The organism is Thermanaerovibrio acidaminovorans DSM 6589, from assembly GCF_000024905.1.
Classification (GTDB): domain Bacteria; phylum Synergistota; class Synergistia; order Synergistales; family Synergistaceae; genus Thermanaerovibrio; species Thermanaerovibrio acidaminovorans.
This window is the reverse complement of record NC_013522.1, coordinates 1,239,779-1,264,717: the sequence shown is the minus strand read 5'-3', so window position 1 is coordinate 1,264,717 and position 24,939 is coordinate 1,239,779. Positions and strand designations below refer to the sequence as shown.

Below are 24,939 nucleotides of genomic sequence, written 5' to 3'. Positions count from 1 at the left end.
ACCCCCCGAAGGGAGACCCCAGGGGGGGCGATGTCGCAGTTCCTATCCGCCGTGGCGGGGATCCGGGGCTGGGGGGAGGAGGAGTTCCTATCGTGGCTCTGGGCGGACCTCCAGCAGGAGCTGGAGGCGATCCCGTTGGCGGAACCGGAGGTCCGGGCCCTGCAGGTCATATCATCCGTGAGGCCCGGGGAGCGGGTCATAATATACGGGGACTACGACGTGGACGGACTCTCCGCCACCACCCTGGCGATGGAGCTCATGCTGGCCCGGGGGGCTGCGGTGCGTTACTTCATCCCCCATCGCTTCCTGGAGGGCTACGGCTTCCACGTGAACACCGCCCGGAAGATAGCCGCCCGGGGGTGTGACCTGCTGCTGGTGGTGGACTGCGGCACCAAGGACGTGGAGGCCCTGGAGGTCATAGACCAGGCGGGGATCCCAACGGTGGTGTTCGATCACCACACCCCGGGGGATGGTCTACCCAAGGGAGTCCTGGTGAACCCGCACTGCTTCGACCTCCCCACCCCCCTCACGGCCCTCTGCGCCGCCGGGGTCCTCTGGTCATGGATATGGCGAAGCCGAATAATGGACAGGTCCTGGACCGCCGCCCGGCTGGACCTGGCCTGTCTGGCCACCGTGGCGGACTGCATGGACCTGTCGGTGCCGCTCAACCGGTGCATCGTCAAGGAGGGCCTCAAACTGATCCGCCGGAGCCCCAGGAGGGGCATAGGTGCCCTGCTGGGTAGGCTCGGGGTGGAGCCCCAGGACGTGGACGAGGAGGTCCTCTCCATGAAGCTGATCCCCTGCCTCAACGCCCCGGGCAGGCTGGACCTGGCGGAGGAGGCGGTGAGGCTCCTCTATCCCGGGGACGGATCGGTGGAGCCCCTGGTGGACCGGGTGCTGTCCCTGAACGAGGAGCGGCGCCGCCTGTCCTCCGTGATAATGAAGGACGCCCAGGGGGACCTGGACCGGCACGTCTACCACGGCAAGGACTGGCCCGTGGGGGTCCTGAGCAGCGTGGCCAGCCGGCTCTGCAACGACCGGGGCCGCCCGGTGGCCCTGGTGGCCCCCGCGGGGGATGGCCTTAGGGGTACCCTTAGGATCCCCAACGGCGCCGGCGATGCGGTGAAGATATTGAGTCGCATGTCCCACATGCTAAGCGCCTTCGGTGGACACCGCTGCGCCGCTGGGTTCTCGGTGCAGCGCCACCATTGGGAGGCGGTCAGAGAGGGGCTTGAGGCTGCATTGAGGGAGCTCCCCTCCGACCGGTGCCGGCTGGACGTGATCCACTGGCCCCTGGATCGGATAGACCAGTCCATGGAGGAGGACCTGGACGCCCTGGGCCCCTTCGGAATGGGGAACCCGGCGCCCCTCCTGTATCACCCCGGGGGCTTCCAGGTGGAGCCCATGGGGAGGACCGGCCGGGTCAGCAAGCTGCTGGCCCAGGGGAGGGAGATAGTGGCCTTCGCCTCCCCCCTGGAGCTCCAGGGGATGGAGGCCAGGGGGATAGTGTACAGGCCCAAGATGGAGGCCTGGCGGGGCAGGCGCCGACTCAAGCTGTACCTGGAGAAGGTGGTCCTGTCCTCCGGGGAGGGGGTGGACCGTTGAAGCTGGTCAATGCGCAGGGCGATCCGTCCCAGCAGGGGGGGAGCAGGGCGCTCATGGAGAGCTTCGTGGGGCGGCTACCGGAGGATCACCGGGTATCGTCGGTCCGGGTCCCCCTGCAGGAGCTCTGGACCAAGGCGTCCAAGTACCTGGACAGGCAGGATCTGATGAAGTTAGGGGAGGCGCTGGTCTTCGCCGCAAACGCCCACCGGGAGCAGCGACGCCACAGCGGCGAGCCCTACATAGTCCACTCCATCAGCGTGGCGGCCATCCTGGCCGACATGGGGCTGGACGTGGAGACCCTCTCGGCGGCGCTCCTCCACGACGTGCTGGAGGACACGGAGGTGGGCAAGGAGGAGATGCTGAGCCGGTTCGGCGAGGGGGTCCTCACCATGGTGGATGGGGTCACCAAGCTGGGCAAGCTGGCCTTCAAGTCCATGGAGGACTACCAGGCGGAGAACCTGCGGAAGATGTTCCTGGTGATGGCCAAGGACATAAGGGTGGTGCTGATAAAGCTGGCGGACCGGCTCCACAACATGAGGACCCTTCAGGCCCACCGGCGGGACAAGCAGATAACCATCGCCAAGGAGACCTTGGAGATATACGCCCCCCTGGCGCATAGGCTCGGCATATACAACGTGAAGCGGGAGCTGGAGGACCTGTGCTTCAAGATACTGGAGCCGGACATCTACTACGAGATCCGGCGCCGGGTCCGGAAGAAGCTCCCCGAGCGGGAGGCCATAATAAAGCAGGCCCTGGATGTGCTCCAGGGGAAGCTCAAGGAGGAGGGGATCGAGGCCTACCTGAGCGGCCGGCCCAAGCACTTCTACAGCATCTACGAGAAGATGAGGCGGAAGAACCTGTCCCTGGACCAGCTCTACGACCTCCTGGCCCTCCGGGTGATCGTGGGGACCGTGGCGGAGTGCTACCAGGTGCTGGGGCTGGTGCACACCATATGGAAGCCCATACCGGGCCAGTTCGACGACTACATAGCCAACCCGAAGAGCAACATGTACCAGTCGCTACACACCACCGTCCTTGGCCCCAGCGGGGAGCCGCTGGAGGTCCAGATAAGGACCTGGGAGATGCACTGGCTGGCGGAGTACGGGGTGGCGGCCCACTGGCACTACAAGGAAGGCAAACGGCGGGTAGACCAGATAGACCAGAAGCTGTCCTGGATAAGACAGGTGCTGGAGACCCAGCAGGAGGGGTCCCCGGCGGAGTTCCTGGACAGCCTCAAGACCGACGTGCTCACCTCCGAGGTGCTGGTATTCACCCCCAAGGGGGACGTGGTGTCCCTGCCCAACGGCTCCACCCCCATAGACTTCGCCTACGCGATCCATACCGAAGTGGGGCATAAGTGCGTGGGCGCCATGGTGAACGGCCGGATCGTTCCCATGGACCACAAGCTCTCCAACGGGGACATCGTCCGGGTGCTCACCTCCCCCCAGGGGAAGCCCTCCCGGGACTGGCTCAAGATAGCCCGGAGCAGCCGGACCAGGAACAAGATAAAGGCCTACTTCCGCCAGATGGACCGGGCGGACCGGGAGGAACGGGTAGAGAGGGGAAGGGACCTCCTGCAGCGGGAGCTGAACAAGCGGATCCCCTACGGGACGGTCACGGTGGACATGATCATGCCCCAGCTGAACCAGCTGGCCCACGACATGGGCTACGGGGGCGGCGAGGAGCTCATCGCCCTGGTGGGGTCCGGGAACCACACCCCCTCGGGGATCCTCTCCCGGATATCCCTCGAGAGGTTCGAGAAGGACCGGGAGAGGGAGAGGCCCCAGGAGACGGTGCCGGAGGTGACGTCCCCGCCGCCCCAGCGCAAGGAGGTGGACGCGGAGATAGTGGTGGAGGGTGCCGAGGGGGTGCTGGTCTCCCTGGCCCAGTGCTGCCGACCGGTCCCCGGGGACCCCATAGTGGGTACGGTCACCAAGAGCCGGGGCATCACGGTCCACCGCTCCGACTGCGTCAACCTCCGGGGCAAGGGGGATGACAAGCTGGTCACCGTCTTCTGGGGTAGGCCAAAGACCAAGTACACCGCCCGGATCCTCATAGAGGGCTTCGACCGGCCGGGGCTCTTCTCGGATGTCACCTCCGCCATAGGGGTGATGGACGGGTCCCTGGTGGGGGTCAAGGCCAACGTGATAGGGAACGCCAAGGCCAGGATGGCCTGCGACGTGATGGTGAACGACCTGGAGCACCTCTATCGGATAATGGGCAGGATCAGCCAGGTCAACGGGGTGTCGGGAGTGCAGCGGGGGTGAAGTGAGATGAGGGTGGTGCTTCAGCGGGTCTCAAGGGCCAGCGTGTCGGTGGACCACCAGGTGGTGGGCCAGATAGGCCCAGGGGTGTGCCTCCTGGTGGGGTTCTCCCCCAGGGACGCCATGGACCAGGTGAACTGGATGGCCGACAAGGTGGTAAACTTGAGGATCTTCGAGGACGAAAAGGGGAAGCTGAACCTGTCGCTCCTGGACGTGGAGGGGGAGGTCCTGGTGGTGTCCCAGTTCACCCTCTACGGGGACTGCGTCAAAGGGCGTCGCCCGTCCTTCACCGACGCAGCTCCGCCGGATGTGGCGGTGGAGCTGTACGACGCCTTCGTTGAGGCCCTGAGGGCCCGGGTCCCGGTGGTGAGGACCGGGGTCTTCGGGGCCCATATGGAGGTGGAGCTGGTGAACCACGGGCCGGTCACGCTGATAATCGAATCCACAGGGAGGGTTTCCGGTTGAGCATAAACTTGAGACGCTTCCCGCTGGGGGAGCTTTGGACCAACTTCTACCTGGTCTGGGATGAGGGGGGCGCCGCCTTCGGGGTGGATCCAGGGGGCAGCTGTCCCGAGGTGGTGGATTTCATCGCCCAGCGGGGTCTTAGGCTGGAGTGGGTGCTGCTGACCCACGGGCACTGGGACCACATGGGGGGCCTGGGAGACCTCAGATCCCTCTCCGCCCACGGGGTGGGGATCCATCGCCTTGACCGGGAGGCCCTGGTGGATCCCCGGGTCAACCTGTCCACCTTCCTGGGCCAGGAGGGGGCCTTCGAGCCCGCGGACCGGCTCCTGGAGGAGGGGGACCTTCTCCAGGTGGGGGCCATGGGGGTGAGGGTGATCCACACCCCGGGGCACACCAGGGGGAGCTGCTGCTTCCTGGTGGAGGCGGAGGGGGATAGGATCCTGCTCTCCGGGGATACCCTCTTTGCCCGGAGCGTGGGCAGGACCGACCTGCCCGGGGGGGACGGTGACCAGCTGGAGGGGTCCATAAGGAGGCTGTCGGAGCTGGATCGGTCCATCCGGGTCTACCCGGGGCACGGGCCGGAGACCACGTTGGGGGAGGAGAGCCTTCACAACCCCTTCTGGCCCCGGTGATCAAGTTGCCCCCGCGGGGCCTATGATGTATCCTCTTCGGGGCCCGGAGGGGCCTTGATATCCGATCCCCATCTGGGAACGTGGGGGACATACGAACTTTTCGGAGGGGTTTAGGTGTTTAGATTCTTAGGTTTCTTCAGGGAGGACGTGGGTATAGATCTGGGCACCGCCAACACGGTGGTGTACGCCTCAAGGCGCGGCATAGTCTTCAACGAGCCGTCGGTGCTGGCCACCCGGAGGTCCGGCAGGAAGGGGCAGAAGGAGATCCTTGCGGTGGGCTCCGAGGCCAAGCGGATGATCGGCAAGACCCCCGCGGGGGTGGAGACCATAAGGCCCCTGCAGCACGGGGTCATAGGGGACTTCGAGATGACCGAGACGTTGCTTAGGCACGCCATCACCAAGGCGGTGGGGGGCCGGGGGCTGTTCTCCCACGTGAGGGCCATCGTGTCGGTCCCCGCCTGCGTCACCGAGGTGGAGAAGAAGTCGGTGGTGGACGCCACCCTGAGGGCGGGGGCCAAGGAGGCCATGGTGGTGGAGGAGCCCTTGGTGGCCGCCCTGGGGGCTGGGCTCCCCATCCACGAGCCCAGGGGCAACATGATCGTGGACATCGGGGGCGGCACCAGCGAGGTGGCGGTCCTGTCCCTGGGGGGCATAGTGGTGAAGGACTCCATCCGGGTGGCGGGGGACGAGATGGACAACGCCATCGTGGACATGATGAAGCAGAACTATGCCCTGTCCATAGGCCAGACCACCGCGGAGGAGATAAAGTTCGCCTTGGGCTCCGCGGTACCGTTGGAGCAGGAGCTGGAGATGGAGGTTAAGGGGAGGGACCTGATGGACGGGCTCCCCAAGGTCATAAAGGTCAGCTCCGTGGAGGTCCGGGAGGCCCTTACCCCCATAATCGAGGGCATAGAGGAGATCCTGAGGAACGTGCTGGAGCGGACCCCACCGGAGCTGGTCAAGGACATAGTTGACCAGGGGCTGGTGCTCAGCGGTGGAGGTGCCAACCTGCGGGGGCTCAACATGAGGCTCTCGGACTCCCTCAACGTGCCGGTCCATCTGGCGGAGCAGCCCCTGTTCTCGGTGGCCCTGGGGCTCGGGAGGATGCTCAAGGACCGGAGCTTCACCACCAAGGTCTCGGTGGCCTCGGAGGTAAGCTCCTTTTAGCCCGGGATGACGGCTCATGAAGAGGTTTGAGCCCCTCTGGATCCACGGACTCATGGCCACACTGGTGGGCCTGTCGCTCACCTTGCTGAGCCTCAACCTTCCCCTTTCCAAGGCCCTGGGGGACCCCTGGTGCCAGCTACTCAGCTGGCCCGAGCGGCCCGCCCTCCAGGGCCGGTTGCTGTTTCAGGCCTTCACCGGGTGGCTCATAGAGAGGAAGAGCATGCAGGAGCGGCTCCGGGAGCTGGAGGCGGAGAACCTGGCCATGAGGAGGACCTTGAGCCTGTCGTCGGTGGAGCTTCCCCAGAGGGGGGGTGGTCTCCTCCCCGCCCTGGTGACGTTGAGGTACCCGGAGGCCTGGTGGTCCGAGGTTAGGCTGGACAAGGGGTCCGCGGACGGGGTGTCCCCCGGGGATCCGGTGCTTTCCAGCGGATACCTGGTGGGGATCGTGTCCTCGGTCAAGAGGGACCACTGCTGGGTTCGGCTGCTGACCGCCGAGGACTCCATGGTGGCGGTGGTGGTGGACCAGACCCGGGACCTGGGGGTGCTCACCGGGGACGGGATGGGCAGGATCTTCCTCAACTACCTGCCCCCTGACAGGGAGGTGAACCGGGACATGACGATCTCCACTGCCCTCATGGGGGGCAACGTGCCCCCCGGCGTGCCGGTGGGTCGCATACTCTCCAAGGACAGGGAGTCCGGGGGGTTCGTGGTCTACAACGTGGCGCTGATGGCCCACCTGACCCAGCTCTACTGGGTGGACATAATGATATCCGGTGACGGACGATGACGCTGATCATCCTTTGGCTCCTGCAGGACATGTTGCAGGCGCTCTTCATGGGGTTCTTCCTGGTGCCGGACCTTTTCTTCATAGGGTTGCTCAAGGCCTTCATAGGTCACCGGGATGTGCCCTACCAGTGGCCCGTGTGGGCCGCCCTGTTGGGCGGGGTGCTGTGGGACATGCGGTGGACCAGCGTGGTGGGGCTCACCGGGGCGATCCAGGCGGTGACCATAACCGTGGCGGGCTCCATATGGGCCAGGACCCCATCGCCGGGCAGGACCCCCCTTCTGTGGGTGGTGCTGGCCTGTTCGTCCCAGCTGGCCTTGGGGGTGGTCCGGCTGATCCTTTGGGGGGACAGTAGCGTTGCGGCCCTCAGGATGCTTCTCATCCAGCAGCTGACCGCCATGCCCCTGATACTGATCTACGCGGTGGCGGTCCTCTTCCGCGGGAGTTCCCATGATTAAGGGCTTCGAGCGGTTCTACATGGATAGGCGCCTTCGGCACCTGCAGGTCCTCATGGTGGCCCTCCTGGCCCTGCTGATAGGGGGGCTTTTTCACTTCCAGGTGCTGAAGGGTGACCAGTACGTGGAGCTGGCCTCCCGGAACCGGCTCCGGGTGATGCGCATATCCCCCCCAAGGGGGATAATAAGGGACGCCAACGGGGTCCCCCTGGCGGTGAACGTGAGGACCTTCGACCTGAAGGCCTACCCCATGGACCTGGCCAGGGACGACAACCTTAAGCGGGTGGCGGACCTCCTGTCCCGGAAGGGGATACCGGTGGACCAGGACTCCCTGGCGGAGGAGGTTGAGGAGCAGTACGTGGCCCCCTACCGGGCGGTCAGCCTGGCCAGGAACCTGACGCTGGCCCAGGTGGTGGACCTGATGGGGGAGGACCAGTTCCGGGGTCTCCTCTTCCCCATGCCGGTCTGGCGGAGGGTCTACCCCTCCGGCGAGCTGGCGGCCCACGTGGTGGGCTACGTGGGGGAGATAACCCGGGATGAGCTGGAGGACCTGGCGGACCCCCGTTACCGTGGGGGGGACATGATAGGCAAGATCGGCATCGAGGCGGTCTACGAGGAGGAGCTCCGGGGTGAAGTCGGGGAGGAGGCGGTGGAGGTGGACTCCCGGGGGCGCAAGCTGCGGGACGTCTCCCACCGGGAGCCCAAGCGGGGCAAGGACATCACCCTGACCCTGGACCTGTCCGCCCAGAGGCTGGCTTCGGAGCTGATGGCGGGCCAGCGGGGGGCGGTGGTGGCCATGGACGTGAGGGACGGATCGGTGAAGGTGCTGTTCTCCTCCCCCAGCTTCGATCCCAACCCCATATCCTGGGGCATATCCTCCAAGGAGTGGGGGGCCCTCATGGGGGACCGGCAACGGCCCATGATGAACCGGGCGGTGAGCGGCACCTATCCCCCCGCCTCCACGTTCAAGGTGGTTACTGCCATAGCGGCCCTGGAGGAGGGGGTGGTGACCCAGTCCACCACGGTCTACTGCCCCGGCAGCTTCACCCTGGGCAACAGGACCTTCAACTGCTGGAAGAAGACCGGCCATGGGACCGAGGACCTCACCAGGGCCCTTCGGGACTCCTGCGACGTATACTTCTACCAGGTGGGGGTATGGCTTGGCATAGACCGGCTCCTCAAGTGGAGCTCCATCCTGGGGGTGGGGGAGAGGACCGGGGTGGACCTGACCGGGGAGGTCCAGGGGAACATCGCGGGTCCCAAGTGGAAGAGTGCCCGGTTCAAGGAGCCCTGGTACAAGGGGGATACGGTAAACTACTCCATAGGCCAGGGGTTCTTGCTCATGACCCCCATCCAGGTGTTGAGGATATACGCCGCCATCGCCAACGGGGGCTACCTGGTCACGCCGCACCTGAACGCCGCCGCCCCCCACCTGGAGAGGGACCTCCGGATCCCTAAGTTCGGCCTTAGGGCCATGCAGAGGGGGCTGGAGGAGGTGGTGAACAGCGGGACCGGCAAGAGGGCGGCGGCCTACGGGGTCACCGTGGCTGGCAAGACCGGCACCGCCCAGAACCCCCACGGGGACGATCACGCCTGGTTCGTGGGCTACGCCCCCCGGGAGAACCCCCGGTACGTGGCGGTGGCCATAGTGGAGGCCGGGGGGCACGGGTCCTCCGCCGCGGCCCCGATAGTGGGGCAGGTGTTGGCATACCTGGTTAAGAACGATAACTCCCTGCTTAGGAGGGTATCTCCATGATCCAGCTGAAGGGTAACGGAGGTCGCCTAAGGTGCGTCATCCCGGACCAGATCCCCGATGGGGAGCTGTCCCAGGAGGTCCGGCGCCTGGCGGAGGAGGGGGAGCACATACTGAGGGGCTCCGAGCTGGTGGTGGACTTCGAGTCCCGTCGGGTCACCTTGGACCTGATGTGCCTCATAATGAGGGAGCTGGTGATCCCCCTGGAGCTCAAGGTGGTGGCCTGGAAGTCGATTCACCGGGAGAGCCTCGAGCTGCTCAAGTCCGCGGGGCTGCCGGTGGAGGAGGTCCCCGCCAGGCCCCGGTGGGAGGGGCTGTTGCCCGCCTTGAGGGTTCGGAGGTCCTTGAGGTCCGGGCAGCGGGTGGAGCACCGGGGGGACGTGATCGTGGAGGGCAACGTGAACGACGGGGCCGAGGTGGTGGCGGAGGGGCACGTGGTGGTCCTGGGGCGCCTGCAGGGGCTGGTGCACGCGGGCTCCGGCGGCGACGAGGAGGCCACCGTGTGCGCCCGGGCCTTCGAGGCCCCCCAGGTGAGGATCGGCTTCAAGGTGGGCTCCATGGGCAGGGAGGACCCCTGGTGGGGCAAGGCGGTTACTGTGGCGGTGGAGGACGGGGCCGTGGTGGTATCCCAGTGGCCATCCGCATAGATCGATTTGGGGGGATGAGGTTTGGGTAAGGTCATAGTGGTGACCTCCGGCAAGGGTGGGGTGGGCAAGACCACCACCACCGCCAACCTGGCGGTGGCCCTGGCCAAGAGGGGACGTAGGGTGGTGGCCATCGACGCGGACATAGGCCTCAGGAACCTGGACCTGGTGATGGGGCTGGAGAACCGGATAGTTTACACCCTGGTGGACGTGGTGGAGGGTACCTGTCGGCTGAACCAGGCCATGGTGAGGGACAAGCGGGTGGAGAACCTGTACATGATCCCCGCCGCCCAGACCAGGACCAAGGACGCGGTGACGGCGGAACAGATGGAGGCCCTGTGCGGGGAGCTCCGGGAGGCGTTTGACTACGTGCTGGTGGACAGCCCGGCGGGCATAGAGGCGGGATTTAGGAACGCCGCCCAGGGGGCCGACGAGGCCCTGGTGGTGACCACCCCGGAGGTGTCGGCGGTGCGGGACGCGGACCGGATAATCGGCCTCTTGGAGTCCATGGGCAAGTCGCCCCTGAGGCTGGTGGTGAACCGCATAAGGACCGAGATGGTGAAGCGTAGGGACATGATGAGCGTGGATGACGTGCTGGAGATCCTGGCCATCGACCTGATCGGGGTGGTACCCGATGACGACTCGGTGGTGACCTCCTCCAACCGGGGGGAGCCCTTGACGCTGGGGGAGAGGTCCCCGGCGGCCCAGGCCTTCCGGGACATAGCCCTTAGGTTGGAGGGGGAGGAGGTGCCCTTCGCCCCCCTTGATGACGGGGAGGGCAAGGGGATACTGGCCAAGATGAAGAAGATCTTCCTGGGTTGAGGGGAGGGGGACCATGGGCTTCATAGACAGGCTTTTCGGCGGCAGATCCCCCTCGGGCAGCACCGCCAAGGAGAGGCTGCAGCTGGTGCTGATCCACGACAGGAGCGACATCTCCCCGGAGATGATGGAGAGCCTCAGGAAGGACCTCATCTCGGTGATAAGCAAGTACATGGAGATAGACGAGAAGAAGATCGAGCTGGACCTGGAGCGGGAGGACCGGTCGGTGGCCCTGGTGGCCAGCATACCGGTGGTGAACGTGAGGCGCTGCGGCAGGTCCGGGGGGTCTAGATGTCCCTGAAATCCCCCTCCTGGAACGAGATAAGATCCACCCTGGACAGGCCCCTTGGGCTGATCACCGGGGCCCTCTTCTCCCTGGGTATGGTGGCCCTGCTCAGCGCCTCCACCGGGGTCTACAAGGCCAACTACTCCTTTCCCATAAGGCAGGCCCTTTGGGGGATGGTGGGCTTCGCCGGGTACATTTGGGTGATCAAGGTGGGCTACCGGAGGATCCTGGAGATGTCCGAGAGGATCTACGGGGCCTCCCTCCTGTTGCTGTTCTTGGTGCTGGTGATGGGTCACACCGCCAAGGGGGCCCAGAGCTGGTTCAACCTGGGGCCCGTCAGGCTTCAGCCCTCGGAGCTGGGCAAGCTGGCCCTTGGGGTCTTCATGGCCCGGCACCTGTGCAGGTTCCCCCCGGAGGACCTTAGGTCCATAGGGATGGCCCTGGGGCTCTCGGGGCTTTCGCTGGCGCTCCTGATGCTTCAGCCGGACCTGGGTAGCGCCCTGGTCTACTGCGCCATGATAGGGGCGGGGCTGTGGGCCGCCGGTATAGGTTCCCGGTACATGGGGGGGCTTGTGACATTGGGGCTGATGGCCCTACCGGTGGCCTGGGGGTTCCTCAAGCCCTACCAGAGGATGAGGCTCCTGGTGTTCATAGACCCCAAGGTGGACCCCCTGGGGGCGGGCTACAACGTGATCCAATCCAGGATAGCGGTGGGATCCGGAGGGCTCTTCGGCAAGGGCTTCATGGGGGGCACCCAGGGCAGGCTCCACTTCCTGCCGGAGCCCCACACGGACTTCATCTTCAGTGTCTTCGCCGAGGAGTTCGGCTTCGTGGGGGGCGTGGCGGCGGTGCTCCTCTTCGTAGCCCTCATATGGCGGATATTCCAGATCGCCTTCGAGGCCAGGGACCTGCGGGCCAAGGTGCTCTGCTCCATGCTGGGGGCCTGGATGTTCTTCCAGACCTTCGAGAGCATCGCCATGAGCATGGGGCTGGCGCCGGTGACCGGCCTGCCCCTGCCGCTGTTCAGCTACGGGGGCAGCTCTCTGGTGGCGGAGATGCTGGCGTTGGGATTGGTGCAGAGCGTCGCGGTGGAGTCCAGGAGGGAGAGGTTCGACCTTCCCGGGTCGTGATGGGTTCACAGATCAACTGAGAGAGTTAAACTGGGCTGGATCCGGCCGCAGCCTTTGGAGGAGATAGGATATATGCATTTCACCGATATGGACGATCCCCGATGGCCCCTTTGGGCATCGGTCAAGCGCCCCTCCCGCTACGTGGGAGGGGAATACGGTCTTTTGCCCCCCAAGGAGGGGGACGTGGTCCGGGTCTGTCTCGCCTTCCCGGACGTCTACGAGGTGGGGATGAGCTACCTGGGGTTCCAGATCTTCTACCAGTTGCTCAAGGAGAACCCCCTATCGGACGTGGAGAGGGCCTACTGTCCGTGGGTTGACATGGAGGCCGCCATGAGGGGCCAGGGCATGCCCCTGGGGTCCCTGGACACCGGACGCCCGCTCAAGGAGTTCGACGCGGTGGCCTTCACCCTCCAGTACGAGCTTTCGTACACCAACGTGCTCACCATGCTGGACCTGGGGGGCGTGCCATTGAGGTCCTCCCACCGGGGTGATGGGGACCCGCTGGTGTTGGCCGGCGGCCCCGGCGCCCTTGTGGCGGAGCCGTTGGCGGAGCACGTGGACGCGTTCCTCATAGGGGACGGGGAGGTCCTGTGGCCCCCGGTGGTGGAGGCCCTGCACGCCACCCGGGGTATGGACCGAGAGCGGCGCCTCTCCGCCCTCTCCAGGCTTGAGGGGGTCTACGTGCCCTCCCTCTGGGAGGGGCAGACGATCCGGCGGCAGATCCTCCGCCACCTGGACCGGGGCTTCATCCCCCGTAGGATGATCGTCCCCTCATGCGGGATAGTTCACGATCGGGTGGCGGTCCAGGTATTCCGGGGCTGCACCCGGGGGTGCCGCTACTGTCAGGCGGGGATGATCGATCGGCCCGTGAGGGAGCGCAGCGCCGAATCGGTGGCCCGGCAGGTGAGGGAGCTACTGGACTTCACCGGCTGGGAGGAGGTGGGGTTCCTGTCCCTGGCCACCTGTGACTGGACCCAGCTGGACCGGGTCATCCAGGAGTTGAGGCCCCTTCTCTCTGAGAGGGGGATCAAGCTGAGCCTCCCAAGCCTCAGAATGGATGCCTTCTCGGTCCAACTGGCCTCATCGCTGGAGACCATGCGCAAGGGGGGGCTTACCTTTGCCCCCGAGGCGGGGACCCAGAGGCTCCGGGACGTGATAAACAAGGGGGTCACTGACCAGGACGTGGACACCGCGGTCCGGTCCGCCTTCGAGCACGGATGGGACAGGCTCAAGCTCTACTTCATGATGGGGCTCCCCACCGAGACCCGGGAGGACCTGGAGGGCATAGGGGAGATATGTCGCCGGGTCCTCAAGATAGGCCGCTCCATGGGCAAGAGGCCGGAGCTGGCGGTCTCCCTGTCGGGTTTCGTCCCCAAGGCCCACACCCCCTTCCAGTGGGAGGCCCAGGCCTCCATGGAGGAGCTAAGGGAGAGGGGGCGGCTCGTGAAGTCCCTCCTCTCCCGGGAGAGGGCGGTCAAGCTGTCCTACCACGAGCCCGCCCAGACCTTCCTGGAGGGGGTCTTCTCCCGGGGGGACCGGCGTCTCGGGCCCGTGTTGGAGGAGGCGTGGCACCTGGGGGCCCGGTTCGACGGGTGGACCGAGACGTTCAACCTGGACAACTGGCTAGAGGCCTTCCACCGGTGCGGGGTGGACCCGGGGGCCTACACCGCCGCCAGGAGGGTGGATGAACCCCTCCCCTGGTCCCACATAGACCCGGGGGTGAGCATCCAGTTCCTCAGGATGGAGCGGGAGAGGGCCCTCGGGGGAGCCAGGACCCGGGACTGCCGGGAGGGGGGCTGCAACCTGTGCGGCTTCCACCTCAGGTCCTGTCCCATGATCGAGTCCGCCAGGGGGGGTGAGGGTCATGGGGGCTGATTTCGTGCGGGTCCGTTTCGCCTACTCCAAGAGACGGGGGGCCTGCTTCATCCCCCACGCGGAGCTACCCACCCTCTTCGCCCGGGCCATGAGGCGGGCGGGGCTCACCCTGGAGCTGACCCAGGGGTTCTCCCCCCATCCCAAGATAACGCTGGGGCCCCCCCTTCCGGTGGGGGTGGTGGGCCTCTTCGAGGTAGCGGAGGCCAGGGTGTCCGCTGACACCCTGGGGTCCTTCGAGGGGGTTGGGGGCCATCTGCCCCAGGGCTTCGGCATCGGGCCCCACGCCCCGGTGGAGGGTCCGTCCCCGGCCCTTTCCAAGCTATGCTCCGCCGGGGAGTACCTGATCGGGCTTGCGGGGGACGGTCCGCTGGAGGCCATACCGGAGGCCCTTGGCGCCTGGGACGGGGCCCACCTGCTCAGGGGGCTTGACGTCCAGGGGGGGATGGTCCGGTTCTTCATGCTGGAGCCCGACTCGGTGGGCCCCTCGGCGGTGGTGAAGCACCTCATCTCGATGGGGGTGGCATCCGCCTGGTCGGACCTGGTCTTCGTCCGGGTCAGGCTGGGGGGGTGGGACGAGTCCCGGGGCTTCCTGGACCTGCTCCCCTACGATAGCCCTTGGGAGGTGTAACCTTTGAGGCGCGGCAAGACCATCGTGGCCAACACGCTGGAGAGCGAGGAGTCCCGGGTGGCGGTCCTGGACCCGTCGGGCAGACTGTTGGACATATACATCGAGCGCATGTGGGAGCGACAGAAGGCGGGGGAGATATACAAGGCCCGGGTGGACAACGTGCTGCCCGGGATGAACGCCGCCTTCGTCAACCTGGGGGACGGGAGGAACGGGTTCCTGTACCTGGAGGACCTGGGGCGCAGCCCCCATCCGGGGGAGGAGATACTGGTCCAGGTGGCCAAGACCGCCCGGAAGGGCAAGGGGGCCCGGGTGACCCCCAAGCTCTCCCTTCCGGGGCGCTACCTGGTGTTGGTCCCCGAGGGGAAGGACGTGGGGGTCTCCAAGAGGATAGAGGACGAGGAGGAGAGGCAGCGCCTCAAGGTGCTGGGTAGGGAGGTCAGGCCCCAGGGGTTCGGGATCATCGTGAGGACCGTGGCCCAGGGGTGCCACATGGACCAGCTCAAGAGCGATGTGGAGGACCTGATGGACCTGTGGGATAGCATATGCGCCGCCGCCTCCCGGTCCCCCGCCCCCTGCCTTCTCTACCGGGACAGGGGGCTACTGGACCGGGTGCTTAGGGACGAGCTGGATCACCAGGTGGCGGAGGTGGTGGTGGACAACCCGGAGGAGCTGGACCTGGTCCGGGAGATGGTGGGACGTTTCTTCTCCCAGGGGAAGGGGCCGGAGGTGACCCTCTACCGGGGGCGGACCCCGGTCTTCGAGGTGTACGGGGTTGAGAGGGAGATGGAGCTGGCGCTGGAGCGGAAGGTGTGGCTCCCCTCCGGGGCTTACCTGGTGATAGACCAGGCTGAGGCGCTGACGGTCATAGACGTCAACACCGGCAAGTTCACCGGCTCCAAGGACCTCAAGAGCACCATCCTTAAGACCAACCTGGAGGCGGCGGAGGAGATAGCCCGGCAGCTCAGGCTTCGGGCCATAGGGGGCATCGTGGTGGTGGACTTCATCGACATGGACGACGAGTCTCACCGGCAGATTCTGCTGGAGACCACGAGGGAGCTACTAAAGGGGGACCGGCAACGGGCCAAGGTCTTTGGGGTCACCTCCCTCGGGTTGGTGGAGCTCACCAGGCGTCGCACCAGGGGGGATCTCAAGAGCGTGATGACCCGGGGCTGCCCGATGTGCGGCGGGTCCGGCTTGGTGGAGAGGGAGGACGCCTGCGCCATGAGGCTCAAGAGGGCGGTGAGGAAGATGACCGGGGACAGCCCCCCCGAGGCCTTGCTGGTGGCCGCCAACCCCCAGCTGGCCAGGCACTGCGCCGAGTACCTCCTCGCCTGGGAGGAGGAGTTCCGGTGCAGGATCCTGCTCCGGGAGGACCAGTCCCTCCAGTGGGGCCGGTTCAAGGTGGAGCACCAGGGGGCCCTGAGGCAGGCGGAGCACCGGATGAGGAGCGTCGAGGGAGGAACCTCGGTTGTACATAGGACGGATAGGGCTTAACGGCTTCAAGAGCTTCGGCGGGGTCCACGAGCTGCCGTTGGAGATGGGCATGGTGGCCATCGTGGGGCCCAACGGGAGCGGCAAGAGCAACATACTGGACGCCCTCAAGTGGACCCTGGGGGAGGGATCCCCGTCGCGGCTTCGCATAAACCGGCAGAGCGACCTGCTCTTCCAGGGATCCGCGTCCCTGCCCCCCGCCAAGGAGGCGGAGGTGTCGGTGCTGTTTAGGGGGGACGGGATGTCCACCTCCATAAGCCGCAGGGTCCAGCAGGACGGCACCACCGCGGTGTTCGTGGACGGGGTCCGAAGGACCCTGGCGGAGCTGGAGGAGGCCAAGCGGAGGATCCACATGGAGGGTGACCGGTTCGCCTTCATAGGCCAGGGGGAGGTGTCGGAGGTGATCCAGCAGCGCCCCATGGCCAGGCGGATGCTGCTGGAGTCCCTGCTGGGCATAGACTTCTACCGGAAGCGCCGGAACGAGTCATCCGACCGCCTCAAGGAGGTGTCCGAGGACCTGGGCAGGCTCATGGCCTTCTACGGAGAGCTCTCGAGCCGCCGGAGGGAGATATCCCAGGAGGTGGAGAGGGCCCGGCGGGCCCGGGAGATCCAGTCGGAGCTGGAGGGCCTCCACCGGGATCACTACTGGTGGAGGCGTAGCTCCCTGGAGGCTAGGCTTTCGGAGGTCCGGTCCGCCCTCGAGTCCTTGACGGCCCAGCGGGAGATGAGAGCCCGGTGGCTCAAGGTCTGGCGGGAGGCGGCTTCGGGCCTGGACTCCAAGGGCCGGGAGCTGGACCTGGCCCTGGGGGGCGCTAGGGCCGCCATGGAGGACCTGGAGCGCCGGATGGAGGAGTGGCGCAGGAGGTGCTTCTCCCTGGGTACCATGGTGATGGAGGCCAGGAGGTCCGGGGCGGAGGTGGCCCGGGAGAGGGACTCCCTGCTCGAGGCCCTTGCCTCCGCCCATGAGGAGTTGCGTCAGGCCACGGAGCAACTGGCCTCCGCCCAGGGGGAGGTGGAGGCCTTGAGGTCCCAGGAGGCGTCCTCCCGGGGGAGGCTCCAGGATCTGGAGGAGCGGGTCCGGTCCAACCAGTCCAGGCTTGAGAGGATCCGGCAGGAGGAGGCCAGGGCTAAGGAGGCCCTGTCATCCTCCATGGCGTCCCTCAAGGCCCTGGGGGTCCAGAGGCTGGATGCCCTTAAGGGCCTTCGGGGCCTCGAGTCCGCCCTGGAGGAGGCCCGGGGAAGGCTCATGCAGGAGAGGGCCCGGCTCGACCTGGCGGAGGAGGGGGCCCAGAGGGCCAACTCGCTCCATCGGCAGGCCTTGGCGGAGTTCCAGGCCGGTGCGGAGAGGCTCCAGTCCCTGAAGAGGCAGCTGGCCAAGGTCCGCTCCTCGGTGGACGAGCTGGAGGAGACCCTGGAGCTGCAGGTGCTGCCCAAGCCGGTGCAGGGGATAGTGTCCGCCGCCAGGCTGGGGAAGGTGAGGGCCAAACCCACGGTGCTCATGGATGCCTTCCGGTGCCCCAAGGAGATATCCGGTGCGGTGGAGGCCTTCCTGGGGGGCAGGCAGTTCTGGTTGCTGGTGGACACCCTAGAGGAGTCCGGGGAGTGCATAGCCTTCCTCAAGTCCAGGTCCCTGGGCAGGGCAACCTTCCTGCCCCTGGAGAGGTGCGTCCCCCGGCGGCCCGACCGGGCTAACCTGAGATCCGCCCCTGGGGTGGTGGGCTTCGCCATGGACCTGATAGAGGCGGATTCCCGGTACGAGAGGGCCCTTCAGCACCTGATGGGTGACCTGCTGGTGGTCCGGGACTACGACTCCGGCAAGGAGGTGGCCCGGAGCTCCTTCCGGGGCCCCATAGTCACCCTTGAGGGGGACGTGTTCCAGCCCACCGGCGCCGTGTCCGGGGGGCAGTCCAGGTCCCAGCGGAGCGCCATGGAGATCCGGTGCGCCCTGGAGGAGGGCAGGGGCAGGCTCTCGGAGTTGGAGACCAGAGTGGAGGAGGAGTCCAAGGCCCTCAAGGCCCTGGAGGAGGCGGAGTCCCGTCTGGCATCGGAGTCCCGGGAGGCCATAGCGGACCTGTCGGTGGTCAGGTCCCGGGTGGAGGAGGCCGCCTCGGAGGTCCAGCGGCTGGAGCGGGATCACCAGCGCCTGCGGGACGTGATAGAGGACCTCAACCGCCGGATGTCCCAGGAGGGCAGGAGGGTCCTGGAGCTCCGGGCCCCCAGGGATCCGGGGGAGGGGGAGGATCTGGAGGAGCTCAAGTCCCAGCTGGAGTCCCTGCGGGAGGCACACCGGGAGGCCTCCATGAGGCTGGCCCTTGGAGAGGAGCGCCTATCGGGGGCCAGGGCCCTGGTGGACCGCATGGCCGCCGAGATGGATCGGCTCAAGGGCCGCCTAGCCCAGCTGGAGGCCTCCACATCCGACCGGGACGGGCGCCTGGCCTCCGCCCTGGGGGAGCTCCGGGGGCTTGGGGTCCGGTGGCTTGAGGCCTGGAGGGAGCTCTCGGAGCTTCGGGCCCGAAGGGACCAGGTGATGGAGGCCTCCACCGATCTGCGAGGCAGGCTCGAGCGGGTTCGGGGCAGGATGGCATCCGCCATGGAGGCCCTTGGGGGGGTGGATATGGCGTTGGAGGGGCTCTCCCGGGAGGAGGGGGCCCTCTGCCGGGAGTTGGAGGAGCTCATCTCCTCCCATGAGGAGTCCTACCCCTACCCGTCGGTGGTCCCCCCCATCCAGGGGGAGGGGCTCAGGCAGAGGATCCGGGAGCTGGAGAGGGCCCTCAGGGAGATGGGGCCCGTGGACATGGGGGTGCTCTCCGAGTCCAGGTCCCTGGACGAGAGGATGGAGTTCCTGAAGGACCAGATGGAGGACCTCCGCAGGGCCATGGGGGAGCTGGAGCGGCTCATATCCGAGGCGGATCACCGGGCCCAGACGGTCTTCATGGGCTCCCTCCGAGACATAGACCACCGGTTCGACTCCCTGTTCAAGCGGCTCTTCGGGGGTGGCGAGGCCCGGCTGGAGCTGATGGAGGGTGCGGGGCCGTGGGATGCGGGGGTGGAGATAACCGCCCGCCCGCCGGGCAAGAAGCCCCAGGGCATATCCCAGCTCTCGGGGGGCGAGCAGTCGCTGACCGCGGTGGCGTTGCTCTTCGCCTCCCTGGAGGTGGCGGGCTGTCCCATGGCGGTGCTTGATGAGGTGGACGCGGCGCTGGACGAGGTGAACCTGCGGCGCTTCGCGGACCTGGCGGCGGAGAGCGCCGAGGAGAGGCAGATACTGGTGATGACCCACCGCAGGATAACCATGGAGCGGGCCCGGTTGCTGTACGGGGTTACGCTGAGGGAGCCGGGGCTATCGCAGGTGGTGGGGGTCAGGCTGGAGGACTGGGATTGAAGAGCACCTTTGACGACCTTCTATGGGGCAGGCTCCGGGCGGAGCAACCCGCCGAGGGCTTTGGTCCCCGGGTTACGGTGGACACCATCCTGCTGGGGGCCTTCGTGAGGCTCAAGGGGAACCTGAAGGCCCTGGAGGTGGGCTGCGCCCACGGGATCCTGTCCCTCATGCTGATCCAGAGGGCCCGGGCCCTGGGGGCCAATCTTAGGGTGGTGGGGATAGACATCCAGCCCCAGCTGGTGGAGATGGCGATGAGGAACCGGGACCTTCACGGGATGACGGACCAGGTCAGGTTCATCCCCATGGACCTGATGGAGCTAAAGGGGAGCTGGGAGGAGGCTCCCTTCGACCTGGTGGTGTGCAACCCACCCTACGAGGATCCGGGAAGCGGCAGGCCCAGCCCCAGGGGACCGGTGGCCCTTGCGGTCCACCGGATGAGCTTCACCCTGGAGGACCTGTTTCTCCGTTCCGGCAAGGTCCTTCGCCCCAAGGGCAGGTTCTTCATGGTCATGAGGTCCCACCGGATGGGAGAGTGCCTGGACCTCATGAGGCGGCACCGGTTGGAGCCCAAGAGGCTCAGGATGGTTCACCCGAAGCCCGGCAGGGCCGCGTCGGTTTTCCTGGTGGAGGCCATCAAGGGGGCCAGGGCGGGGCTGGTGGTGGAGAGTCCCCTGTTCATCCACGGGCCAGACGGGGAGTACACCCCGGATCTGCTCCGGGCCTACGGAACGGAGGGGTTTTAGATGCCGCTGGTTCTGGTTCCAACCCCGATAGGCAACCTGGGGGACGTGACCATAAGGGCCCTGGAGGTTCTCAGAGGGGCCCACGTGGTGGCCTGTGAGGACACCAGGCGCACGCTTAAGCTTCTTAACCACTACGGCATCTCCAAGCCCCTGATCAGCCTTCACGAGCACAACGAGGTGAGGCGCCTCGGGGTTTTGAGGGACATGCTCTCGAGGGACATGACGGTGGCGCTGGTGTCCGACGCGGGGATGCCGGGCATAAGCGATCCAGGGCACCGGGCGCTTCGGATGGCGGTGGAGGAGGGGTTTCCGGTGGACGTGCTCCCCGGCCCTTCGGCGGTGATCACCGCCTTGGTCCTGTCCGGCCTTGACCCCTCCCGGTTCACCTTCCATGGGTTCCTCAAGGGGCGGACGTCCGCCAAGGAGCGGAGCCTCCGGGAGCTGGCCCGGCGGGAGGAGACGTTGGTCTTCTACGTGTCACCCCACCACCTGGCGGAGGACCTGAAGCTGATGCTGGATGTCCTGGGGGACCGCCGGGGGGCTCTGCTCAGGGAGCTCACCAAGGTCCACCAGGAGGCGGTGAGGGGTAATCTATCGGAGATGCTGGCCCGGGCGGGGGAGATGCGGGGGGAGATGGTTCTGGTGGTGGAGGGCTTCAGGGGCTCCCAGGGGGATGAGTCCCAGGGGGAGCTCCACTGGCGCTCCCGAGGCGAGGAGCTGCTCCGGTCCGGACGTCCCCTCAAGGAGGTGGCGGAGCTGGTGTCCAAGGAGTACGGGGTTAGGAGGAACCAGGTCAAGGAGTTCCTCCTTGGGCTTTTGCGCGGTTCGGATTAGAATAGGTCGAACCACTTATTAGGGAGGTATGGTCCGTGAGCGAGAGCAGCGCCTTTTACATCACAACCCCCATATACTACGTCAACGACGTGCCCCACATAGGGCACGCCTACACCACCATAGCGGCGGACGTGCTGGCCCGGCACAACCGTATGATCGGCCGGGACACATTCTTCCTCACCGGTACGGACGAGCACGGCCAGAAGATCCAGCAGGCCGCCTCCGCCAAGGGGCTCACCGCCCAGCAGCTGGCGGACCAGACGGTGGAGAACTTCAAGCGCCTGTGGAAGGTGCTCAACATAACAAACGACGACTTCATAAGGACCACCGAGGAGCGCCACGAGCGGGTGGTGCAGCACATCTTCTCCAAGTTGTTGGAGAAGGGGGACATATACCTGGGATCCTACGAGGGCTGGTACTGTGTGCCCTGCGAGACCTACGTGCCGGAGGCCCAGATGGGGGAGGGCAACACCTGCCCGGACTGCAAGAGGCCCCTCCAGAAGATGACCGAGGAGAGCTACTTCTTCCGCATGTCCAAGTACCAGGACCGGCTACTGGAGTACTACGAGTCCCACCCGGAGGCCATCCTGCCCAAGAGCCGCTACAACGAGATCGTGAGCTTCATAAAGGGGGGCCTCAAGGACCAGTCCATCTCCAGGACCACCCTCACCTGGGGGGTGCCGGTGCCGGGGGACTCCAGGCACGTGGTCTACGTCTGGTTTGACGCGCTGATCAACTACCTTTCCGCCCTGGGCTACCCGGATGAGGGGGGCAAGTGGCGCAAGTTCTGGCCCGTGTGCCACCACCTGGTGGGGAAGGACATAATAAGGTTCCACTCGGTGGTGTGGCCCGCCCTCCTTATGGCCCTGGACCTGGAGCCCCCCAAGATGGTGTTCGCCCACGGGTGGTGGACCGTGGACGGGGACAAGATGTCCAAGTCCAAGGGTAACGTGGTGGACCCCTTCGAGATGGCGGAGCTCTACGGTCCGGACCCCTTCCGGTACTTCCTGCTCCGGGAGGTGCCCTTCGGCCTGGATGGGGACTTCTCCGAGCGGGGCCTGGTCCAGCGGATCAACTCCGACCTGGCAAACGACCTGGGCAACTTGCTCAACCGGACCCTCCAGATGATGACCAAGTACCGGGGCGGGGTTGTCCCCTCCCGGGTCTGTCCCACCAAGCTGGAGTCCTCCATCCGCGCCATGGGGGAGGATGTGACCGCCCAGGTGGACTCACTGCTGGAGAGGTTCGCCTTCGACGAGGCGTTGAAGGCCATCTGGTCCTTCATCGGCAGGGCCAACAAGTACATAGACGAGACCATGCCATGGAAGCTGGGCAACGAGGGCCGGGGGGAGGAGCTTGACCGGGTGCTGAGGACCCTCTTCGAGGCGCTGAAGCTTAGCGCCCAGCTGGTCTACCCCTTCATGCCCGACGCGGCGGCCCGCATATGGTCCCAGCTGGGCTTGGACGGCCAGGTGGGGGAGGGCCGGATCCGGTGGTCCTTCGATCCGATACCGGAGGTGCGGGTCACCAAGGGGGAGGTGCTCTTCCCCCGGATAGACGTTAAGGCCTGGGAGGAGGAGTACGCCAAGAGGCTGGCCAAGAGGGCCGGGGCGGACACGGACATGGACTACAGCGACCACGAGGAAGAGGTCACCATAGACCACTTCAAGCGGGTGGAGCTCCGGGTGGCGGAGGTCCTCTCGGCGGAGCCGGTGCCCAAGTCGGACAAGCTTTACAAGCTGGAGCTTGACCTGGGGTATGAGAAGCGGACCATCGTGTCCGGCATAAGGGACTTCTACCGGGCCGAGGAGCTGGTGGGCAAGAGGATAATCGTCATTTGCAACCTGAAGCCGTCGGTCATCCGGGGGGTGAAGAGCAACGGCATGCTCCTGGCCGCCGAGAGCCCCAGCAAGAGCAACTTCACCCTGGGGCTTTTGACCGTGGACAGGGACGTGCCGCTGGGTAGCCGGATCCACTGATCCCCAGGGGTCCACGCAGGGCCGGCGTCCTGGATGGGGCGTCGGCCCCTTTGACGTTTAGGTTTGAACGAACGGAGGTGTCCTAGTGTTCTTCGACAGCCACTGTCATTGGAATCACGAGTCCCTGGGGGTCCGCCAGCTGGAGTCGGAGGTGGGGAGGTGCGTCGCTGCGGGGGTGGCTTCCGCCCTGGTGGCGGGTTACGACCTCCCGTCCTCCCGAAGGGCCCATGGGCTGAGCCTGGAGGTGAGGGGGGTCAGCGTGGTGGCCTCCGTGGGGCTTCACCCCCACGATGCCAAGGACCTGGACCAGGGGCTCCTTGGGGAGCTGGAGGCCCTTTGCACCCACCGGGAGGTCCGGGCGGTGGGGGAGATAGGGCTGGACTTCTGGTACTGCAACTCCCCCCGGGAGGTGCAACTGGAGGCCTTTGAGGCCCAGCTGGACCTGGCCTGCCGGGTGGGGCGGCCGGTGATCCTTCACCTTAGGAGCGGCCGGGACGGGGAGGACGCATACCGCCCCGCCTTCGATCTGCTCAGGTCCTTCCTCTCCGGGCTTCCGGACCCGCCGGGGGTGCTTCACTGCTTCTCCGGAGGGGTTGACCAGGCCCGATCCGCCCTGGACATGGGGTTCCTCATATCCTTCGCGGGGCCCATCACCTATCCCAAGGCGGAGGAGAGCCGGAGGGCCTGCGCCATGGTGCCCAGGGACATGCTGCTCCTGGAGACCGATTCCCCCTACCTGGCCCCCCAGTCGGTGAGGGGGAAGAAGAACGAGCCCGCCTTCGTGGTGGAGGTGTATAGGACCGCCGCCCAGGTGAGGGGTGTGCCGCTGGAGGCGCTGGCGGCGGACGTGTGGGAGAACGGCCGAAGGCTCTTCGGACCCCTGGGGGGTGCGGACCGTGGGCTTTAGGGTGGTGGCGGAGTGTCCCGTGACCGGCGCCAGGGCGGGGGAGCTGACCACCGCCCACGGGGTCGTGAAGACCCCGGTCTTCATGCCCGTGGGGACCCAGGCCACGGTCAAGGCCATGGCCCCCTTCGAGTTGAAGGCCCTGGGGGCCCAGATAATCCTGGGGAACACGTATCACCTGTTCCTGCGGCCCGGGGAGGAGCTGGTAGAGAGGGCCGGGGGGCTGCACCGCTTCATGGGCTGGGACAGGCCCATACTGACCGACAGCGGCGGCTTCCAGGTCTTCTCCCTGGCGGAGCTGAGGACCCTCTCGGACGAGGGGGTGGTCTTCCGATCCCACCTGGACGGGAGCCGCCACGTGATGACCCCCGAGAGGGCGGTGCGGATCCAGGAGAGGCTGGGCAGCGACATCGCCATGTGTTTCGACGAGTGCGTCAAGTACCCCACCACCTACGAGTACTCCATGGGGGCGGTGAAGCGCACCCTGGCGTGGGCCAGGAGGTGTCTCGCCGCCAAGACCAGGGATGACCAGCTCCTGTTCGGCATAGTCCAGGGGAGCGTCTTCGAGGATCAGCGGATAGCCTGCGCGGAGGCCCTGATGGAGATGGACTTCCCCGGTTACTCCATCGGGGGGCTGTCGGTGGGGGAGAGCCACCAGGAGATGTACCGGATCCTGGACTGCCTCAAGGGGGTGTTGCCCAAGGGGAAGCCCAGGTACCTCATGGGGGTGGGGCATCCGTCCAACCTGCTGGAGGGCATAGCCCGGGGGGTGGACATGTTCGACTGCGTGCTACCCACCAGGAACGGCAGGAACGGGACGGTGTTCACCTCCCGGGGGAGGCTGAACGTGAAGAACCTGTCGTTGGCGGAGGACTTCACCCCCCTGGACCCGGACTGCACCTGCTACGCCTGCCGGAACTTCTCCCGGGCGTACATAAGGCACCTTTACAAGGCGGGGGAGATCCTGGCCATGAGGCTGTGCACCTGGCACAACCTGCACTTCCTGATCTCGCTGGTGGAGGGGGCCAGGAGGGCCATACTGGAGGGCACCTTCCCGGAGTACCGGGAGAGGTTCCTCCGGACCTTCGAGGGGTGAGGT

21 protein-coding genes are annotated in these 24,939 nt (G+C 66.3%); all 21 read left to right on the top strand.

What is annotated here, in order from left to right; all coding sequences use genetic code 11:
• Nucleotides 1-30 precede the first annotated feature (30 nt).
• The 21 genes from TACI_RS06260 (at nucleotide 31) to tgt (ending at nucleotide 24,936) form a co-directional block, all read left to right on the top strand.
• On the top strand, nucleotides 31-1,605 hold the full coding sequence (locus TACI_RS06260) for a single-stranded-DNA-specific exonuclease RecJ (protein ID WP_242601077.1): 1,575 nt from the start codon (nucleotides 31-33) through the stop codon (nucleotides 1,603-1,605).
• 53 nt (nucleotides 1,606-1,658) lie between these two features.
• Nucleotides 1,659-3,872, top strand: coding sequence for a RelA/SpoT family protein (locus TACI_RS06255; protein WP_164925414.1), 2,214 nt, complete (start codon nucleotides 1,659-1,661; stop codon nucleotides 3,870-3,872).
• Nucleotides 3,873-3,878: 6 nt separating this feature from the next.
• Nucleotides 3,879-4,334: a D-aminoacyl-tRNA deacylase gene (gene dtd, locus TACI_RS06250; protein ID WP_012869956.1), complete on the top strand. Its 456-nt coding sequence runs from the start codon at nucleotides 3,879-3,881 to the stop codon at nucleotides 4,332-4,334.
• Nucleotides 4,331-4,966, top strand: coding sequence for an MBL fold metallo-hydrolase (locus TACI_RS06245; RefSeq protein ID WP_012869955.1), 636 nt, complete (start codon nucleotides 4,331-4,333; stop codon nucleotides 4,964-4,966). The genes dtd and TACI_RS06245 overlap by 4 nt, the downstream gene beginning before the upstream one ends.
• A gap of 114 nt (nucleotides 4,967-5,080) precedes the next feature.
• A complete protein-coding gene (gene mreB, locus TACI_RS06240) occupies nucleotides 5,081-6,133 on the top strand; it encodes a rod shape-determining protein (protein ID WP_012869954.1) in 1,053 nt (350 codons plus the stop codon).
• Nucleotides 6,134-6,149: 16 nt separating this feature from the next.
• Nucleotides 6,150-6,920, top strand: coding sequence for a rod shape-determining protein MreC (locus TACI_RS06235; protein ID WP_012869953.1), 771 nt, complete (start codon nucleotides 6,150-6,152; stop codon nucleotides 6,918-6,920).
• Nucleotides 6,917-7,375, top strand: coding sequence for a hypothetical protein (locus TACI_RS06230; RefSeq protein WP_012869952.1), 459 nt, complete (start codon nucleotides 6,917-6,919; stop codon nucleotides 7,373-7,375). The genes TACI_RS06235 and TACI_RS06230 overlap by 4 nt, the downstream gene beginning before the upstream one ends.
• Nucleotides 7,368-9,128, top strand: a complete 1,761-nt coding sequence (gene mrdA / locus TACI_RS06225; RefSeq protein WP_012869951.1) for a penicillin-binding protein 2 — start codon at nucleotides 7,368-7,370, stop codon at nucleotides 9,126-9,128. The genes TACI_RS06230 and mrdA overlap by 8 nt, the downstream gene beginning before the upstream one ends.
• On the top strand, nucleotides 9,125-9,772 hold the full coding sequence (locus tag TACI_RS06220) for a septum site-determining protein MinC (RefSeq protein WP_012869950.1): 648 nt from the start codon (nucleotides 9,125-9,127) through the stop codon (nucleotides 9,770-9,772). The genes mrdA and TACI_RS06220 overlap by 4 nt, the downstream gene beginning before the upstream one ends.
• A gap of 21 nt (nucleotides 9,773-9,793) precedes the next feature.
• A complete protein-coding gene (gene minD, locus TACI_RS06215) occupies nucleotides 9,794-10,591 on the top strand; it encodes a septum site-determining protein MinD (protein WP_012869949.1) in 798 nt (265 codons plus the stop codon).
• A gap of 13 nt (nucleotides 10,592-10,604) precedes the next feature.
• Nucleotides 10,605-10,889 (top strand): cell division topological specificity factor MinE, encoded by a 285-nt coding sequence (gene minE / locus TACI_RS06210; RefSeq protein WP_012869948.1) that lies wholly within the window; start codon nucleotides 10,605-10,607, stop codon nucleotides 10,887-10,889.
• On the top strand, nucleotides 10,880-12,004 hold the full coding sequence (gene rodA, locus TACI_RS06205) for a rod shape-determining protein RodA (RefSeq protein ID WP_012869947.1): 1,125 nt from the start codon (nucleotides 10,880-10,882) through the stop codon (nucleotides 12,002-12,004). Before minE ends, rodA begins: the two co-directional genes overlap by 10 nt.
• 72 nt (nucleotides 12,005-12,076) lie before the next feature.
• Complete coding sequence (locus TACI_RS06200; RefSeq protein ID WP_012869946.1) at nucleotides 12,077-13,879, top strand: TIGR03960 family B12-binding radical SAM protein; 1,803 nt, start codon at nucleotides 12,077-12,079, stop codon at nucleotides 13,877-13,879.
• The gene (locus tag TACI_RS09430; protein WP_012869945.1) at nucleotides 13,869-14,507 is read left to right on the top strand and encodes a TIGR03936 family radical SAM-associated protein; all 639 of its coding nucleotides are present in this window, start codon (nucleotides 13,869-13,871) and stop codon (nucleotides 14,505-14,507) included. Before TACI_RS06200 ends, TACI_RS09430 begins: the two co-directional genes overlap by 11 nt.
• A gap of 3 nt (nucleotides 14,508-14,510) precedes the next feature.
• Nucleotides 14,511-16,001 (top strand): Rne/Rng family ribonuclease, encoded by a 1,491-nt coding sequence (locus TACI_RS06190; RefSeq protein ID WP_012869944.1) that lies wholly within the window; start codon nucleotides 14,511-14,513, stop codon nucleotides 15,999-16,001.
• Nucleotides 15,976-19,380, top strand: a complete 3,405-nt coding sequence (gene smc, locus TACI_RS06185; RefSeq protein WP_012869943.1) for a chromosome segregation protein SMC — start codon at nucleotides 15,976-15,978, stop codon at nucleotides 19,378-19,380. The genes TACI_RS06190 and smc overlap by 26 nt, the downstream gene beginning before the upstream one ends.
• Complete coding sequence (locus tag TACI_RS06180; protein ID WP_012869942.1) at nucleotides 19,377-20,123, top strand: tRNA1(Val) (adenine(37)-N6)-methyltransferase; 747 nt, start codon at nucleotides 19,377-19,379, stop codon at nucleotides 20,121-20,123. Before smc ends, TACI_RS06180 begins: the two co-directional genes overlap by 4 nt.
• The gene (rsmI, locus tag TACI_RS06175) at nucleotides 20,124-20,957 is read left to right on the top strand and encodes a 16S rRNA (cytidine(1402)-2'-O)-methyltransferase (protein ID WP_012869941.1); all 834 of its coding nucleotides are present in this window, start codon (nucleotides 20,124-20,126) and stop codon (nucleotides 20,955-20,957) included.
• Between the two features lie 35 nt (nucleotides 20,958-20,992).
• Nucleotides 20,993-22,936, top strand: coding sequence for a methionine--tRNA ligase (metG, locus tag TACI_RS06170; RefSeq protein ID WP_012869940.1), 1,944 nt, complete (start codon nucleotides 20,993-20,995; stop codon nucleotides 22,934-22,936).
• 85 nt (nucleotides 22,937-23,021) lie between these two features.
• Complete coding sequence (locus tag TACI_RS06165) at nucleotides 23,022-23,843, top strand: TatD family hydrolase (RefSeq protein WP_012869939.1); 822 nt, start codon at nucleotides 23,022-23,024, stop codon at nucleotides 23,841-23,843.
• Nucleotides 23,833-24,936: a tRNA guanosine(34) transglycosylase Tgt gene (gene tgt, locus TACI_RS06160; protein WP_012869938.1), complete on the top strand. Its 1,104-nt coding sequence runs from the start codon at nucleotides 23,833-23,835 to the stop codon at nucleotides 24,934-24,936. The genes TACI_RS06165 and tgt overlap by 11 nt, the downstream gene beginning before the upstream one ends.
• Nucleotides 24,937-24,939: the final 3 nt, after the last annotated feature.

Bases quoted from the DNA above. Each gene is read 5' to 3' on its own strand.
- TACI_RS06260 (WP_242601077.1), top strand. From the start codon at position 31: ATGTCGCAGTTCCTATCCGCCGTGGCGGGGATCCGGGGCTGGGGGGAG.
- TACI_RS06255 (WP_164925414.1), top strand. From the start codon at position 1,659: ATGGAGAGCTTCGTGGGGCGGCTACCGGAGGATCACCGGGTATCGTCG.
- dtd (WP_012869956.1), top strand. From the start codon at position 3,879: ATGAGGGTGGTGCTTCAGCGGGTCTCAAGGGCCAGCGTGTCGGTGGAC.
- TACI_RS06235 (WP_012869953.1), top strand. From the start codon at position 6,150: ATGAAGAGGTTTGAGCCCCTCTGGATCCACGGACTCATGGCCACACTG.
- TACI_RS06230 (WP_012869952.1), top strand. From the start codon at position 6,917: ATGACGCTGATCATCCTTTGGCTCCTGCAGGACATGTTGCAGGCGCTC.
- mrdA (WP_012869951.1), top strand. From the start codon at position 7,368: ATGATTAAGGGCTTCGAGCGGTTCTACATGGATAGGCGCCTTCGGCAC.
- TACI_RS06220 (WP_012869950.1), top strand. From the start codon at position 9,125: ATGATCCAGCTGAAGGGTAACGGAGGTCGCCTAAGGTGCGTCATCCCG.
- minE (WP_012869948.1), top strand. From the start codon at position 10,605: ATGGGCTTCATAGACAGGCTTTTCGGCGGCAGATCCCCCTCGGGCAGC.
- rodA (WP_012869947.1), top strand. From the start codon at position 10,880: ATGTCCCTGAAATCCCCCTCCTGGAACGAGATAAGATCCACCCTGGAC.
- TACI_RS06200 (WP_012869946.1), top strand. From the start codon at position 12,077: ATGCATTTCACCGATATGGACGATCCCCGATGGCCCCTTTGGGCATCG.
- TACI_RS09430 (WP_012869945.1), top strand. From the start codon at position 13,869: ATGGGGGCTGATTTCGTGCGGGTCCGTTTCGCCTACTCCAAGAGACGG.
- rsmI (WP_012869941.1), top strand. From the start codon at position 20,124: ATGCCGCTGGTTCTGGTTCCAACCCCGATAGGCAACCTGGGGGACGTG.